The sequence below is a fragment of the Paenibacillus sp. Y916 genome (assembly GCF_056786435.1).
Genome location: NZ_JBXCJA010000003.1, coordinates 259,545 through 275,052 on the forward strand (window position 1 = coordinate 259,545; position 15,508 = coordinate 275,052).

Below are 15,508 nucleotides of genomic sequence, written 5' to 3' on the forward strand. Positions count from 1 at the left end.
ATACCAAGTGTTTGCTCTTAACTTATTCCGTTACACAACGATTCTTACGTAGTCTCATCCGGGTATTGTCGTCAGTCAGGTCAAATATTTTTCGAGAGATGGGGCAACCACTTGGGGTACCTTCTGGCGTATTATATTCCCGCTGATGACACCGATCATTGCCACTTGTGCAATATATTTTCCAGGGACAGTTTAACACAGATTTCAATTTGGCATGCCGATTCTACTTATTTGTTCAAATTTGTGATATGTTGTATCACAGCGATTCCGTCATACTTTAATAATACTTAGGAAATACTATGATAGTTAGAGGAACTCCAGAATTGTTTAACATCATTTTATTACTAGGAGGAGTAAATATGGGAACATTAAATGGAAAAGTAGCCATGATTACGGGAGCCGGAAGCGGTATGGGACGTGAAGAGGCAATTCTACTTGCCAAAGAAGGAGCTACCGTTGTATTAACTGATATTAACGAGGCTGCTGTTCAAGTTGTCGCTCAAGAAATTACAACGAATGGCGGAGAAGCAATAGCATTTGCGCATAATGTGGCATCAGAAGAAGAGTGGATTAAGGTTGTAGAAGATACTATTCAGAAATATAGCAAAATCGATGTATTGGTTAACAATGCGGGTATTTCTTTAGCAGTCAATTTGCTTGATACCACTATGGATCAATGGAACAGAGTCATGAATATCAATGTTACAAGTGTATTCTTGGGGATGAAGCATGTTATTCCACATATGCAAAGTAACCAAGGGGGTTCAGTCATCAATATTTCATCGATTGCTGGATTAACGGGTGGCAGTGGTGCGGGAGCCTACACGGCATCCAAAGGTGCGGTACGTATGCTGTCTAAGGCAGCAGCAGTCGATTACGGGAAAGATCATGTTCGCGTGAACTCTGTTCACCCTGGATTTATTGAAACTCCAATGACAACAGATATGGTTGCTGATGATAGAATGCTAGCGTGGTTCTTGTCCCAAACAGCATTACCAAGAGTAGGACAAGCATCGGAAGTAGCTCAAGCTGTACTATTCCTTGCTTCTGACGCTTCATCCTATATTACGGGCATTGAACTACCAGTTGATGGTGGCGTAACGGCCAAATAATGAATGAATAGCACCTATGTATACCTGTACATCCAAATTATAATGTACAGGTTTACAATTTAGGTTATAATTTAAGCTAAGCAGTGATTATATTTCGGCGGAGACGGATACCTTAAAGTGATACGAAGTATCGATAGTATCATTTGTGAATAATAGTGCATGTATTCTTATATTTCTCGCAGAAGCAGATACCTGCTAGCGATACGAAGTATCGTTAGCCACCCTATTAAGGACGGCAGAGCCAGTTCTATATGTGAAGTAAATATTGTTAACGTAAAGGAGAATTAGTTATGTCAGAAGCGATTACTCAGACAACGTCTGAAGCAACAGAATCTCAAACCTTATCTACAAGCCGTGAACCTAATGATGTAATGGAGCAATTATTGAAACCTGAGGTTCAGCAATCCCTAACTGCTTTAATTGACCAGTTGCCTAAATTGACTGAGATAGTCAATGTATTGACGAAGTCGTATGATTTCGCTCATTCCGTCGCTACCGATGATGTGTTAAAGAGTGACACCGTAGGTGCAATCCAAGAAATCGTTGGACCTGTGAAGGACTCCGTGAAGAATATAGCGGTAAACGTGATAGAAGCGAAGGACCGTGCCGAGGTAAGTCAAGAAGCCATCGGCGTTTTTGGTCTGTTAAAAATGCTTAAAGATCCACAGGCGCAAAAGCTATTTCGCTTTGTCAACGCTTATCTTCAAGTTAGTGAAGAACGTAGTAAGAAGTAAATCCTTGTACAATAACTTAATAAGAGCGGAGGACACAAGATGTCACAACATATTGTTATATTAGGTGCGGGTTATGGTGGACTTTTAACGGCTTTGAGTCTTCGCAAGTATTTAAGTAAGGCTGAAGCCAAAGTGACGGTCGTAAACCAGACTTCAACACACCAGATTATTACAGAATTACATCGGCTTGCTGCTGGGAATGTTGCACAAGAGGCGATTTCTATGCCATTGGAGAAACTTTTCAAAGGGAAAGATATCAATTTGAAAATCAGCAAGGTTCAGTCCTTCTCAGTAGACAATAAAGAAGTTAAACTTTCAGACGGAACGACGTTAACTTATGATGCACTAGTTGTCGGATTAGGAAGCCAAACGGCCTTTTTCGGTATTCCAGGGCTTGAGCAGAATAGTATGGTCTTGAAATCTGCAGCAGATGCGAACAACATTCATAAGCATGTTGAAGATCGTATACGTGAATTTGCCAAAAGTAAGAATGAAGCTGATGGAACGATTGTTATTGGTGGGGGCGGTCTATCGGGTGTTGAGCTAGTTGGCGAACTTGCTGATGGTATGCCTGCACTTGCCAAAAAATTTGGTGTAGATCCTAAATCTATCAAGTTATTACTCGTCGAAGCGGGTCCTAAAATTCTTCCTGTGTTGCCAGACCACTTAATTGAGCGCGCAACGAAGAGTCTGGAATCGCGTGGTGTTCAATTCTTAACAGGTCTTCCTGTCACGAATGTTGAAGGAAATGTGATTGACCTGAAAGATGGTCAGAAGATTGTTGCCAATACATTTGTATGGACGGGTGGAGTACAAGGCAATCCTCTAGTGGGCGAATCAGGACTTGAAGTGAATCGCGGACGTGCAAGTGTGAATGAATATCTTCAATCTATTTCTCACCCAGACGTATTTGTTGCAGGGGATAGTGCTGTCTACTTTGGACCAGAAGGACGTCCATATCCACCTACTGCTCAGATTGCTTGGCAAATGGGAGAATTGATTGGTTACAACTTATTCGCTAAGCTTAATGACAAGTCTATGGAGTCCTTTAGTCCAATTGACTCCGGAACCCTTGCAAGCTTGGGTCGTAAAGACGCTGTTGCAACGATTGGGGCTAACTCAACTCCTCTTAAAGGGATGCCAGCTTCTCTTATGAAAGAAGCAAGTAATATTCGTTACTTGTCACATATTAAAGCACTTTACAGTTTGGCATATTAAAGAGGAAGTTTAAACAGGAGTCCTCTGTATACTACACAAGAAAACAGTAAGCCAAAGAGAATGAATAACTTTGGTTTACTGTTTTTTGTAACTTCCATCAATGGCATGCCCAATAAAAGGATTATCCGAGTGTTTTATGCACTCCATTTTGTAAGTTTACTAACAATGTTAACTGGATATAGGTTAGAATTGAATAAAGAAAGCAAAATAGGAGTTGTAAACATGGCCAAAGAAGAAGTGATTTTAACACAAGATGGATTAGATAAATTAGAGTTTGAACTTAGGGATCTCAAAACCGTGAAACGTAAAGAGTTAGCAGAGCGTCTTAAACTAGCGATTAGTTATGGCGATTTGAAAGAAAATAGTGAATACCATTCTGCCAAAAACGATCAATCCTTCATGGAAACTAGAATAAAAATATTGGAAAAGATGCTAACTAAGGCTGTTGTTGTCGATGCAGGCAGCTTAGATTTATCCATTGTCAATGTGGGTACTACGGTCATCTTGAATGATATTGAATTCTCCGAAAAAATCGACTATCAAATTGTAGGTCCAGCTGAGGCAGATGTTCTGAACAATAAGATTTCCTATGAAAGTCCTCTAGGTAAGGAACTCATGGGTAAAAAGATTGGCGAAGTGATTCATGTAACTGCACCTATGGGAATTATTAAATATGAATTACTTGAAATCAAAGTTTTGTAACAAAGATGCGATGACTATGACTCATTCTCTTCAGATGCTCCAGTTTATTCTAGGCTCGTTGTATGTCTACTAAGTCGATGTTTCCCAATCTGGTTGTAATTTCATTATGAAGAGGTACTAAGTGATATGGATAAGGCCTAACTCATTAGAGGTATAGGCTTTATTTGTCGTGGACAATGGTTCTACCATTCAGGCAGAATTTTAACATCTCGACTTTTGATGATATATTTCTTATATTTCCAATGAAACGGGTGCCGTCCTTAAAAGGGACGGCGAAGCCGTTTCTACTTTTGTGTTCACAAATAATGATTGCAAATGAAATCTTCTAATCAAGCGGAGTAAATATTAGCATGGCTATCGTGATGGTGAGAATTGATAATTTGAGTGTAGTTTCCTAGAAGTTCCTCGAAGATGGAGTCCCATGAGCGAGTAAGCGCTACTCGACGCGCTTCGTTGCTCAGTGTAGATAACTGTTCTGGATTGTCTACATAATTCCTAATCTCTCGAATAAACGATCCTGAGTGGCCAGGCTCACATAAGACTCCTGTACGCCCGGGTACAACTATCTCTCGAACTCCACCAGCATTTGCAGCAATGACGGGTAATCCTGAAGCCATGGCCTCGAGCACGACGTTGCCGAATGTCTCGGTGCTCGATGGAAATACGAATATGTCTGCTGAGGCATAGAGCTGCGCAAGTTCTTCACCTTGTTTGTATCCGGTAAAAGTTACATTGGAGGGCACTTGTCCACGCAGTTCAGGAAGAAGCGGACCATCCCCCACAACGAGCCAGTGGACACGTTCCATTAATGATTGAGGTAATGTTCGCATGATAGTAGATAAAGTATCGATATCCTTTTCCGGGGCGATTCTTCCGACATAGAGTAGTAAGATAGGTTCAGTAATTTGGTATCGTTCTCTAATACTTGAGTTGCGCTTCTTGGGTGTGAATAGTTGACAATCGACTCCTCTAGACCACAGCTTCAATCGATCAACCCCTTGGGATTGAAGTGTTTCGATGGTATCGAGAGATGGAGCGAATGTGGCGTCGCATGATCGATGGAACCATTTGATATAAGACCAGTAAAAGGGGATGAGTGCTTTCATCCGGTAGTACTCGAGGTAACGGTCGAAATGGGTGTGATAGGAAGTGACATAGGGTAAATGATGACTTTGGGCGTAACGGAGACCGCAGAGACCGAGGTTGAATGGTGTAGCTAAATGGATTAAATTAGGGCGGAAGCGATCGAGTTCAGCGCGTATGGCCAATAGATTCGGTAGTGCAAGTCTACACTCAGGATAGAGAAATAACGGAATACTGGCGATGGGGCGGATTGGATTAGCATAAATATCCTTTGGGGAGCATTTAGGTGCAAATATGAGATGCTCTATACTCCGGCGCTGCAAATAATCGGTCAGTCGCTGAAGCGTGTTAGCCACGCCATTCAGCTGAGGAACAAAAGTGTCGGTAAATAGTGCAAGTCGCATATAGCCCTCCTTGAGTTCCATATTTAATACGATCATAACAGAAATTTGTTAGAGAGATATTAAGCCGCTGTTAAATGTATTGTAAATGACGGTCTTATAGCGGTGGAAACCAGATATGCCTGAGATCCACCCAACCCTGACTATTAAAAGTCACACCACGTACGGAGGGAAGATAGGCGGTCTGAACTGGTTTTTCATATAAAATATGCAATTGATGCTCCTGGATGAGACGAGTTTCAATCGTTTGGAACAATTGAGCACGAACTAGAGGATCAGATTCTCGTGTTACGTGAAGAAGTGCTGTTTCAATATCTACCCTTGTATGAGGCTCGACGTGTTCGGACATCGTTACATAGAGATCGAGTAGACGAAGCTGCTCATCCTGATCACGAATGAAAGAGAAGACAATAAGATCTGATTCCAAACGGACGGAACCTTTGAACTCCTCTGGGGAAGTAGAGACGATGTTGCACACATAACCGAAGTTGGCTAGTCTATCCGCTATGGAATGGGCATCCTGTCGATATTGTGGAATGGTGGAAATTTGTAGAGTAATCGGTTGCTCCATCACGGCATCATGTACTAGATGAATCGGTTCACCGCGTAGACAAGATAGCATATGAGCTCTAATGGCTGGATCATTTAAAGGTCCGGTTTTTTTTGTGTTACAGGTAATGAATTTTCTCACGGAAGCTTTGGAATGGATCTGACTCCACGATTGCCCTTCTGCTGAGGATGGATTATGAATAATGTGAAAAGGAGACAAAGATTCCGTATGATCACGTTGTTCCTTCCCCATACGCCAAGGGATTTGGATAATTTCCACACGGTCTAAATGTGCTCTCTCCTGAAAATAATGAGTGAATACCTCCAATACGCAGACACTGTCATTAAATTCCGTCACCTTAAAAGGCCCCGTGCCAATAGGTTTAACCCCAAACCCCTTCTCCCCCAATTGATCTAAGCCCCGCGGAACGATGGCAGCACGGCTTGTACATAAAAAGGATAAGAATAGCTCATTCGGTTGTTTTAATTCCATGCTTACTGTGGTGGTGTTGACGGCTCTTACAGATTGTATTTGTTTGAAAATAGTGCTGTACAACGTTCTTTGCGAAGTCTCCATTAACCGTTCAAATGTAAACACAACATCTTCCGCAGTCATTAGAGTGCCATTATGAAATAGGACTTCTTTGCGTAGAAAGAATGTCCACTGCGTACGACTAGCATCCACTTCCCAGGCATGAGCGATATTCGGAAGAATCTCATGCGTGCTGCTCGACCTCCTAACGAGACCATCAAACACATGGCTAGAAACGAAAGATTCAGCTAACAGATTCATATATAAGGGATCTACCGTATGAAGTTGCTGACGAATGGGTAGACGGAGAGTATCAATCTGTTTCTCGCTTTTCATCTCGGAATGATGTCCGAAATAAGTAAGCAGCCACTCCTGTAGTCGATCTTGCATCGTCGATGATCTGGCATGGACTCGAATCTGATCAATAGCATGTTTGAGATCTTGCCGACTGATCGCTTTCATCATCGATTGCGCTGCTATTTCTTCAGGATCAATCAGGAATCGCAAGGTAGATCTGTTCCCTCGTCCACGCTGAGATAGCCAAAGAACCCAACCGTGTTCCACCATTTTGCGAATGATCGTAGATGCATTACGGTGAGTGCAGTTCAGTGTGATAGCTAACTCGTCTAAGGTAACCCGAATATCTTCAGAGTTTCCATAGTGGGAATACAGGCGTAGGAACTGATTATGTAGCTTCATAATTCGATTCACTCCTAAAATAGGAAGTTTTATAATAATTACTTCTCTTTATCTTCTTATTTTATCATCTAGAATAAGGTTTAGAAAGTATGAAATGGGGGATTACCTGTGATTCATAAGATGAAATCGAGAATAGATCGACCTTTTGTCGCCCTTATGGGTGCGCTCGTTCTAGCTATGGCTCATCATTATTTATTCTATGGACATCAGTTTGGCGTATCATATCCTATGTTTGTGGGACTTTTTTACTTGTATATGTTCTACAATGCAAAGGATCAAATGGCTAAACCAGCATGGTTCGGATGGGTGTTATTTGGAGCCATTCTGTTACTTTCTTTGACGTATGCCTTATTTCAAAATCAAATCTTTCGAGGGCTCAACTTTATGGTGATTCCTTCACTAATATTCGTACATATGGCCTATACGTTTAGTGTAAGAAGGCCTTTATGGCATAAGCCGCAGATCATTTCCACATCACTAGATCATCTTATTGTGCAAAGCTTACGACATGTTCCAACCGCATTTAGAATGGTGAAGACATCAGCAACTAGCACCATGGGAGAGCGACGTAAAGCGGTCATAGGTAAAATATTGATGGGACTTGCCATTGCGACGCCAGTATTAATCGTTGTCATCAGCTTATTATCGTCCGCAGATGGCGTATTCGATGAGATTCTCTCTGGAATTCCTGACATGTTGAACAACTTTTCCATAGGTGAGGGCATCTTCCGATTTATCTGGGTATGTATCGTTTGTATTTTACTATTTGGCTACTTATGGGGATTTATTGACTCCAAGAAGTTCGATTGGGGACATGAAGTGGAGATTGATCACAGGACAGGTGATGCCATCGAGCGTTCATCCGACCCATTCAAGCTGGTGCTAGATCCTATCATCGCGGTCACCGTATTAGTAGCGATAAATATAGTATATGTCCTGTTTGTTGTTGTGCAATTCTCGTATTTATTTGGTGCATCGGAAGGGACGTTACCGGCTGGAACTTCCTATGCAGACTATGCTAGAAGCGGGTTCCTTGAGCTTGTAGCCGTAACGACAATCAACTTTATCCTATTGATGGGTACTCTCATCTTTAGTGAGAAAGAGCGTAATCTATTACAGAGAATAAACAATATCATGTTGTACATACTGGTTGCATGCTCTTGTGTGATGCTGTACTCCGCCTTTATCCGACTGGTCCTGTATGAACAGGCATATGGCTATACATATATTCGATTTCTTGTTCATGCGTTCATGATTTTTCTAGCCGTATTGTTGATTATTGCAGCACTTCGAATTCACTTTTCAACGATCCCATTGGCTAAGATCTATATCGTTCTTGGTTTAGTATCTTATGTAATCCTTAACTATGTGGGAATGGACATCATCATAGCAGAGAATAATATGGCTCGTTACCAAGAAAGTGGAATGCTCGATGAGGAGTATTTGCATAGTTTATCTACAGATGCGATTCCTACACTTATTCACTTTAGTCGTGAAGAACTCGGCATTATGGATGAGCATTTAACCTATCAACGGAAGGAATTGTCTGAGATAAATGATGATTGGCCTTCACTTAATCTATCTGTATACCGGGCGGGGAGAGCGCTGAAGGAATATTTATCCGAAGGGAATTAGATCATGAGGTGATATTGTTTGTTAGAGCAAATAATGCTTATTTCGCTGTTTACATTTATCATTCATCTATCAGAGACATTGACATATTCTCTTCGCTTAGCAGGAGTACGTTTAGGGAAATTAGCAGTTGCCTTATCGTTAACTGGAATAATACTCTTAATTTCAAGAACAGCTAACATGGTTCAAGCCCCGCTTACCGGTAAAATCATAGACTTCGCCAAACATAATGCGGATAATAATCTAATCTATCAGTTACGAATGATTATTGGTGCATCCACTTTGGGGACATTGGTGGCTTTAATCCTGTTCCCATCCGCTGTATTGCTTTCTTCTAGGGTAATATCCAAATTAGAAATATCCGGTTCCATACCACAAATGATTCGATCATCGGTTTCTTTTCAAAAGATGAATAACGTACGATATCATTTGGTTCTCCCGAAGTTATCGATGTTGTCCCGATTAAGAATATCAGAAAAGACACAAAGTTTCCTATGAGACTGCAAGAACTGACTTAATGGAGTTAGAAGCACTGGGCATTTTTGACAAGGTAAAAGTAAATCGTAAGTATGTGTTTAATTTTAACTTTCAAGAGTTCTGTGAAAGAATTGCTAAAGAGTTCGGCGAGGAATCTGACTTTGCATAGAAGTCCGGATTCCTTTTTGTCTTGAAGTTTAACATTTTTTCGAGGAATATGCTGCAATGATGGATTTGCGATGAAGACGGGTTACTGTCGAAGAACTTCACTGCAGACTGGTCGGTCCCGCGTAGTAATATAGAAGCACTGGTAACTTTATTATGCTATATAGCGTTTGGAATATTATAGAGATAGATCAATACTATATGGCTTAAAAATAAAAATGTAATAAATGGAGGTCCCATGAGAATAAAAGGAGTAGGTTTCATAGTTTTCGTTACCATACTTATTGTTTCAGTACCTCTAACAGGTTGTTTTGAAAAGAAATCGGTTATAAGTCCAAGTGAACCAACAATACAGGAACCTGTTGTTGCTAAGAAGGAGGGGTTTTCTTATCTGGAACAGTTGCCGAAGGAAAGGGTAAAGGAGTATCAACGATTTATGGATGACAATGATATCCGTCATTTACAAACATTTTCTCCCGAGGAGATACTATTAATCTACATCCATTCTGTAGCTATGAGTGATGTAGAAGTGATTTACTACCTCACATATAATAATGGTTCGTTACCTGACCTTGATATCTTTAGAGAAGAATATTACGAAAATATAATGCATCGAGAGCAAGGGGTTGCTTTGGAGTATAGATATTATGACTCCATCGAAGCACACGAAGGGCTGTTTGAGGAAAACGAAATAGCAATGGATATTACCGCAAGTGTGGGTATTTATACTACAACAACAATCTATGGCTTGAAGAAAGAGAATAATGTTTGGAAGATGGATTTGTATCACCTAATTGAAGACAGTAAGAGCAAAAAAAATAATTGAATATGGATTACCTAGAGTGAGCGATTGCTTAGCTAACGGATAGCAGACAGTTAAGGGAAATCTAGATAGTCCGATAGATTTATGTGACACAAGAAAGGATGTAGCAACTATGAATAAAACAGAGCGTTTGTTAGCTATTATACTTGAGTTACAACGCAAAGGGGTTTTGCGAGCGGAAGATCTGGCGGCTACATTTGAAACGAGTAGAAGGACCATATATCGAGATATTCAAGCGCTTAGTGAGGCAGGAGTGCCAGTTGTAAGTTCTCCTGGGCTAGGATATTCTCTGATGGAGGGCTACTTCTTGCCGCCCGTGAGCTTCACGGTTGAAGAAGCCGTAGTGTTGCTCATTGGAGCCGATTTTATTGAACAAAAATTTGATATACGCTATGGCGCAAAGGCACAAGCTTCTCAAAGGAAAATTGAAGCTGTTTTACCGGAAAGTGTTCGAAGAGAGGCGACCCGAGTGCGTACAAGCATTAGATTATTAGCTTCAGGTGAGGCTGTAAATAGTGGACAAGAGAAAGAATACATAGAAACATTGCGTCGGGCTATATTGGAGGAGCGGAAGGTAAATTTTCATTACTCGAAAGTCACATCTGCAGACGGTGACAATCGAGATAGCGTTCGTACCGTTGCCCCTTATGGACTTGTGCTTGTCAGAGGTGCATGGATATTGATTGCACGATGTGATTTGCGGCAAGAGCTACGCCATTTCCGATTAACTCGGATGAGTAACCTTACCGTTCTAGAAGACAGATTTAAGTATCCGTCCCATTTCAATTTGCAGGATTATCAACCTACAGATGATCGCCATTTATGTGTTCGTATTCAAGCACATCTTACCATTGCAGATAAAATAAAAGAATCGAATAACTTTTATATGGAATCACTAGAGGATCACCAGCGTGGATTGATTGTGACCCTTCGTGTCCGACAGATCGAAGAAATACTATCTTGGGTGCTCGGGTGGGGAGCAGATGTTGTTGTGCTAGAGCCCGAATCACTTCGGAACCGAGTTCGGGAAGAAGCAGAAAGAATGTTCAAACGCTACTGACATACTGTTGTCAGTAGCGTTTTTGTATGCTGAGGTTAGTTAAAGAAAAGGAGTTGTCTAAAGTATATGAATACGCTCGAATCATTGCAGTGCTTGGAAGAAATAACGAATACCTATCTGGATGAATTAAATGTTCTCAGTATGGAACAACTGACTCGACAACCGAATGAGAATGAATGGTCGATTGGCCAAATGTACCTTCATTTGATTGGATCCGCATTGTTCATGCAGATTCGTAGCATAGAGGAATGCATGACGCAAAGCATAGATACGGTTAGCACCGCAGGGGGGAAAACAGAGGCAGGGAAAGCTATATTTGAACAAGGTGGATTTCCACCAATCCGTATTCATGTCCCAGCTTCACCGCAGTATACGCCTCAACAACCTAGAGATAAAGAACAGATTATCGAAGGGCTGAGCACAGTGTTACGTCGAATGAAAGAGATCAAGCCTACACTGGATAAATCATCATTACTGAATACCGCCTCACATCCTAGATTCGGTGGCCTAAATGCGCAGGAGTGGTTTATATTCGTCGAGATGCATTACCGCCATCATTTACTACAGAAGGATCGTTTGATAAAGATTTTAGAAAGTACTCATTAGAAGTACAGTCCATTCGAAAGAAATCTATATATGGAGAGCAACAGCAGGCCTAGGATAACCAATCCTAGGCCTGCTGTCGTTTAATAAATCTATTAAATTAAAGCACCCAATCCGAAACGTACTCTCGTGTCTGCCCATCCATCGTGAGGGAAGTCTTCAATGTGTATATGTTACTCATATCCGACTTAGAAAGGCATAATTGGTGCATTTCTTGACCGCGCACAGCAAGGGTATTAGTAAGTGTAGCTTGATCTAGTAGTGATCCATCTTCTGCATACAGGGATACCGTCATCACATACTGGTGACTGGAGGCTACATCTTTGTTGATTACCCCAATCTGCGCGACAAGGGGCTTGGTCGGGAGCAGGCTGTCTCTGCGTAACGACGGTCGTATGCTCAGCATATCAGGAGCGACTAATGTAAGAACAAGCCCCATTGGAGCAGTAAATCCATTCTCCGGCACGACCTCAAGCACATGTTCGCCGGACTCAAGCACAATACGCCCCATCGAATGAGTGTCAGAACCCTGTCGAGTTCTATCTGAACCACAAGAGATTGGACCAGATATATCACGTCCATCACACTTCAAAGTAAACTTAACGTTATAATCCCCATTGGCTGTAGTATCGTCCTGAGAAGGCAGTGCTATATCATATATTCCGCTATGTTCAACGAATATATCTATACGTTCCGATTCCACGGATGACGGAATGGTGATCATACCCGGTATAGATACTGGATCGTACGAATGATCACTTAATTGCACCGACGTACCTAGGGCCTTTCCGCCATAGTAACTTTCTGTAGGTCCAAGGTAGCTCGGTTCTAAATCACCATGATCTATAACGATTTTCTGTAGAACCGCAATTGGATCGACCATCCAAACGGTTAAGGTGTGATAACCTAGCTCGGCAATATGATGTACACTCTTAGCTGTACGTATGTTGTGGATGACACTTACTTCCCAGTCCCTCTCATGGAAGGAGCCATCAGTCATCCGTAACACCGCATCGCATATTTCTACTGGCCCATCATCGAAGGAGACCCCTAGTCTTAGTCCCATTCCCGGAACGAAGTCATTTGATGGCGCAAGAAATAGTGACACCGTGACTTCCCCTGGCTGAACTAGATAGACTTGATATTCCAGACGTGGAGATTGCTCTGGCACCGGTGGATTCGCGCAAGGAGTTGTGACAGGGAAGACGGCCATCGAGGAGAGAGTTCGACCGTAGCCGTCGATGCGCTCCCACCCAGCACTAGATGCGGCTATCTTTCGAGTATAGTTCTCTGCTTCAATAGATACATATCCATTACTCTCCATGTGTCCAATTAGCGTCTCACGCTGTGGACTTACGGGATGGAAGATACTCACCTGGATGTTGATTTTAACGTCATCAGCTCCGATGACGGTGATTGTTTCGGTAACAGCCTCACCTTGAGGAGCTACCTCCCAATCAATGTCTACCCAGATCCGTTTCTGTTTCAGAACCTGACCCTCTGATGAAGATACCGTAATCCAAGGGACATCTACATGAACGCTGTAGTCAAAGGGAGACGAGCGTTTATTGAATATTTCGAAATATCGCTGCTCCTGCGTGAACACATCGAATCCAGGCAATGCGCACAACGAATCACTGCCATTGCTTGGCCATACATGTATGGAACCTTCCACGGCAACGCCCATTTCCGCGCCTTCTTGTTCTTCTATACGCCCAATCTCTGGCATGATGTTATGAGGTGGCTGGTTCCAATACGTATACCCGATATGCGTCTGGTCCATCATATGATCCCACTTGCCCAACGATAGTCGTTTGTTATAGTCGAATGTGAGTTCTTGATCTGCTTCGAATAGAAGCTCGGCAGCGCGTGCCTCTATATTAGCGATGACCCGGCCTTGTTGAGCATACAGCTTACTTTTCTCGGCACGAATATGTAGCTCGAGTACTTGGGCTGAAGCCTTTACAGGGTAGAGTACTAACTGGAAGAACGTATCTTGCAGATGCCCTGGAAGCTGATCAAATAATCGTTCTGCTCGGACGGTAATATCACGGAATTCCGCGACAATGGTTTCGGCTTCTTGGAAGTTGATAAGGCTGTAAAGATCAACGGCATTTAACAACTCCGGTTTTAATCGACCATTATATTTCGTATAACTCTCCAGTAGATGGGCAATTTCATCAGCATGTTCAGCACCGAACTGACGATTCACCCATTGGAGTGTATACGAATGGAAGTTATCCTTCGTGAAAAGTTCAATATTCCAAGCCATACGTAGGAAATATTCCATTGGAAATTCCATAGGCTTCAAATCGCCGACATTAACAATCCATATTCGGTCAGCACCGTATTCATATGCTTTGTGCATTTGCTCCCATATTTTCTGAATCGGTACGGTGTTAAGCCATTTATAAGAACGAGGACCACCAACATAATCGAGATGGTAGTATACGCCTGCTCCACCAGAGCGTCTACGTTCTTCGTCAGTGGGTACTCTACGCAGATTACCATGGTTATCATCTGACCAGAGTAACGTAATGTCATCTGGCACCCTCATCCCATTCTCATAGTAATCCTGAACTTCTTTATAGAGAGCCCACAGTTGAGGGACCTGTGTAACATCGGAATTCATCTCGGTAGCGATAATTTCTCGCTGATCTTCCACAACATGTTGCAGGAGATCTACCTTTTCTTCAAAATTCAGGTGTCCGCCCATCGGTTCATCCCCATCCCCACGCATGCCAAGCGTAACAATGGTCTCGTATTCACGACTACGTGAGATCCCTTCTTTCCAGAAACGGTACAGCACGTCACGATTCAATGAATAATCCCATGGACCTTGCTTATGTTTCTTCCAATCTCCGTGCGGACGAAGCATCGGTTCATGGTGAGATGTGCCAATGACAATACCGTAGTAATCAGCTACCTTAGGATTAAGAGGATCATCCTCGTGGAAGGTGTTATCCCACATCGCTGGCCATAGATAATTCGCCTTAAGACGTAGAAGTAACTCGAATATACTCTCGTAGAAATCATGATTCATATCATCATAATTAGAGCGAGCCCAAGCCATGAGTGAAGGGCCTTCATCGTTAAGAAAAATACCTCGATATTTCACCGACGGTTCTCCCTGCTTGTACAGACCTGGTTTAACATACAAGTCGCTTTGTTGGACGGTAGGAACGTCTGCCCACCAATGCCAGGGTGACACACCGATATTCTCAGAGATATCATACATGCCAAAGATCGTACCTCTCTTATCGCTTCCAGCGACGACGAGCGCATATTCTATGCCCGGAAGTGGGTTGGTTACCGTCTGGATCACAAAGGACTCCCACTGGCCCTGCACACCGAGAGTATCGATTTTTCCATCCGCAATGAGTTGATCAATGAGTGGACTCTGACCGATGGTTCCTATCAGAACGACATGACCGGATAACTCGGACATCTCACTAACTAGCTTAGCCGAGTGTAGGGTAACCCTAGTAATATCTTTACATAAGTCTTTGGCTGCGCGCGTGATTCCTGGGTCTTCAGTTGAAGAAATATAGAGATTAGCAACCTGGCCTTGATGAACTAGTTGGAAATAGTCTTTCTCCATATGAGAACAGATATAGTTATGATTAAACATGAGAAACCCCCCTCGTGAAAGATATATTTTGGTAAATTTCCGAACAACATCTATTTGATCATGTTATCATATTTGTACAGTAGTAGA

12 protein-coding genes and 1 pseudogene are annotated in these 15,508 nt (G+C 42.3%); 10 read left to right on the plus strand and 3 right to left on the minus strand.

Features of this window, described 5'->3' with window-relative positions:
* Positions 1 to 97: 97 nt before the first annotated feature.
* The 5 genes and pseudogenes from AC1TO9_RS09270 to greA all read left to right on the plus strand — a co-directional run.
* Positions 98 to 230, plus strand: a pseudogene (locus AC1TO9_RS09270) (carbohydrate ABC transporter permease); the annotation flags it as partial.
* 129 nt (positions 231 to 359) lie between these two features.
* Positions 360 to 1,112: an SDR family NAD(P)-dependent oxidoreductase gene (locus AC1TO9_RS09275; RefSeq protein ID WP_482055873.1), complete on the plus strand. Its 753-nt coding sequence runs from the start codon at positions 360 to 362 to the stop codon at positions 1,110 to 1,112.
* A 290-nt stretch (positions 1,113 to 1,402) separates the two neighbouring features.
* On the plus strand, positions 1,403 to 1,846 hold the full coding sequence (locus AC1TO9_RS09280) for a helical membrane plugin domain-containing protein (RefSeq protein WP_482058976.1): 444 nt from the start codon (positions 1,403 to 1,405) through the stop codon (positions 1,844 to 1,846).
* A gap of 39 nt (positions 1,847 to 1,885) precedes the next feature.
* Positions 1,886 to 3,064 carry an NAD(P)/FAD-dependent oxidoreductase gene (locus tag AC1TO9_RS09285; RefSeq protein ID WP_482055875.1) on the plus strand — a complete coding sequence of 393 codons (1,179 nt, stop codon included), beginning with the start codon at positions 1,886 to 1,888 and terminating at the stop codon, positions 3,062 to 3,064.
* Positions 3,065 to 3,286: 222 nt separating this feature from the next.
* Positions 3,287 to 3,766 carry a transcription elongation factor GreA gene (gene greA, locus AC1TO9_RS09290; RefSeq protein ID WP_482055876.1) on the plus strand — a complete coding sequence of 160 codons (480 nt, stop codon included), beginning with the start codon at positions 3,287 to 3,289 and terminating at the stop codon, positions 3,764 to 3,766.
* Between the two features lie 329 nt (positions 3,767 to 4,095).
* Here greA and AC1TO9_RS09295 read toward each other — a convergent pair whose 3' ends face one another.
* Entirely contained in the window at positions 4,096 to 5,253 is a 1,158-nt protein-coding gene (locus AC1TO9_RS09295; RefSeq protein WP_482055877.1) for a glycosyltransferase family 4 protein, read from the minus strand.
* 94 nt (positions 5,254 to 5,347) lie between these two features.
* Positions 5,348 to 7,030, minus strand: a complete 1,683-nt coding sequence (locus AC1TO9_RS09300; protein ID WP_482058977.1) for an ABC transporter substrate-binding protein — start codon at positions 7,028 to 7,030, stop codon at positions 5,348 to 5,350.
* 120 nt (positions 7,031 to 7,150) lie between these two features.
* Between AC1TO9_RS09300 and AC1TO9_RS09305 the strand changes: the two genes are divergently transcribed.
* The 5 genes from AC1TO9_RS09305 (at position 7,151) to AC1TO9_RS09325 (ending at position 11,793) form a co-directional block, all read left to right on the plus strand.
* Entirely contained in the window at positions 7,151 to 8,665 is a 1,515-nt protein-coding gene (locus tag AC1TO9_RS09305; RefSeq protein WP_482058978.1) for a DUF4153 domain-containing protein, read from the plus strand.
* Positions 8,666 to 8,683: 18 nt separating this feature from the next.
* Positions 8,684 to 9,160, plus strand: coding sequence for a lipid II flippase family protein (locus tag AC1TO9_RS09310; RefSeq protein WP_482058979.1), 477 nt, complete (start codon positions 8,684 to 8,686; stop codon positions 9,158 to 9,160).
* 382 nt (positions 9,161 to 9,542) lie between these two features.
* On the plus strand, positions 9,543 to 10,130 hold the full coding sequence (locus tag AC1TO9_RS09315; RefSeq protein WP_482058980.1) for a hypothetical protein: 588 nt from the start codon (positions 9,543 to 9,545) through the stop codon (positions 10,128 to 10,130).
* Positions 10,131 to 10,239: 109 nt separating this feature from the next.
* Positions 10,240 to 11,187 carry a helix-turn-helix transcriptional regulator gene (locus AC1TO9_RS09320; RefSeq protein WP_482058981.1) on the plus strand — a complete coding sequence of 316 codons (948 nt, stop codon included), beginning with the start codon at positions 10,240 to 10,242 and terminating at the stop codon, positions 11,185 to 11,187.
* 66 nt (positions 11,188 to 11,253) lie between these two features.
* The gene (locus AC1TO9_RS09325; protein ID WP_482058982.1) at positions 11,254 to 11,793 is read left to right on the plus strand and encodes a DinB family protein; all 540 of its coding nucleotides are present in this window, start codon (positions 11,254 to 11,256) and stop codon (positions 11,791 to 11,793) included.
* 97 nt (positions 11,794 to 11,890) lie between these two features.
* On the opposite strand, the gene AC1TO9_RS09330 is transcribed toward AC1TO9_RS09325, so the two are convergent.
* Positions 11,891 to 15,421, minus strand: coding sequence for a glycosyl hydrolase 115 family protein (locus AC1TO9_RS09330; protein ID WP_482058983.1), 3,531 nt, complete (start codon positions 15,419 to 15,421; stop codon positions 11,891 to 11,893).
* Positions 15,422 to 15,508: the final 87 nt, after the last annotated feature.

What these genes read in the sequence shown, in the direction of transcription:
- AC1TO9_RS09275 (WP_482055873.1), top strand. Translation starts at nt 360, where the DNA reads ATGGGAACATTAAATGGAAAAGTAGCCATGATTACGGGAGCCGGAAGC.
- AC1TO9_RS09280 (WP_482058976.1), top strand. Translation starts at nt 1,403, where the DNA reads ATGTCAGAAGCGATTACTCAGACAACGTCTGAAGCAACAGAATCTCAA.
- AC1TO9_RS09285 (WP_482055875.1), top strand. Translation starts at nt 1,886, where the DNA reads ATGTCACAACATATTGTTATATTAGGTGCGGGTTATGGTGGACTTTTA.
- greA (WP_482055876.1), top strand. Translation starts at nt 3,287, where the DNA reads ATGGCCAAAGAAGAAGTGATTTTAACACAAGATGGATTAGATAAATTA.
- AC1TO9_RS09295 (WP_482055877.1), bottom strand. Translation starts at nt 5,253, where the DNA reads ATGCGACTTGCACTATTTACCGACACTTTTGTTCCTCAGCTGAATGGC.
- AC1TO9_RS09300 (WP_482058977.1), bottom strand. Translation starts at nt 7,030, where the DNA reads ATGAAGCTACATAATCAGTTCCTACGCCTGTATTCCCACTATGGAAAC.
- AC1TO9_RS09305 (WP_482058978.1), top strand. Translation starts at nt 7,151, where the DNA reads ATGAAATCGAGAATAGATCGACCTTTTGTCGCCCTTATGGGTGCGCTC.
- AC1TO9_RS09315 (WP_482058980.1), top strand. Translation starts at nt 9,543, where the DNA reads ATGAGAATAAAAGGAGTAGGTTTCATAGTTTTCGTTACCATACTTATT.
- AC1TO9_RS09320 (WP_482058981.1), top strand. Translation starts at nt 10,240, where the DNA reads ATGAATAAAACAGAGCGTTTGTTAGCTATTATACTTGAGTTACAACGC.
- AC1TO9_RS09325 (WP_482058982.1), top strand. Translation starts at nt 11,254, where the DNA reads ATGAATACGCTCGAATCATTGCAGTGCTTGGAAGAAATAACGAATACC.
- AC1TO9_RS09330 (WP_482058983.1), bottom strand. Translation starts at nt 15,421, where the DNA reads ATGTTTAATCATAACTATATCTGTTCTCATATGGAGAAAGACTATTTC.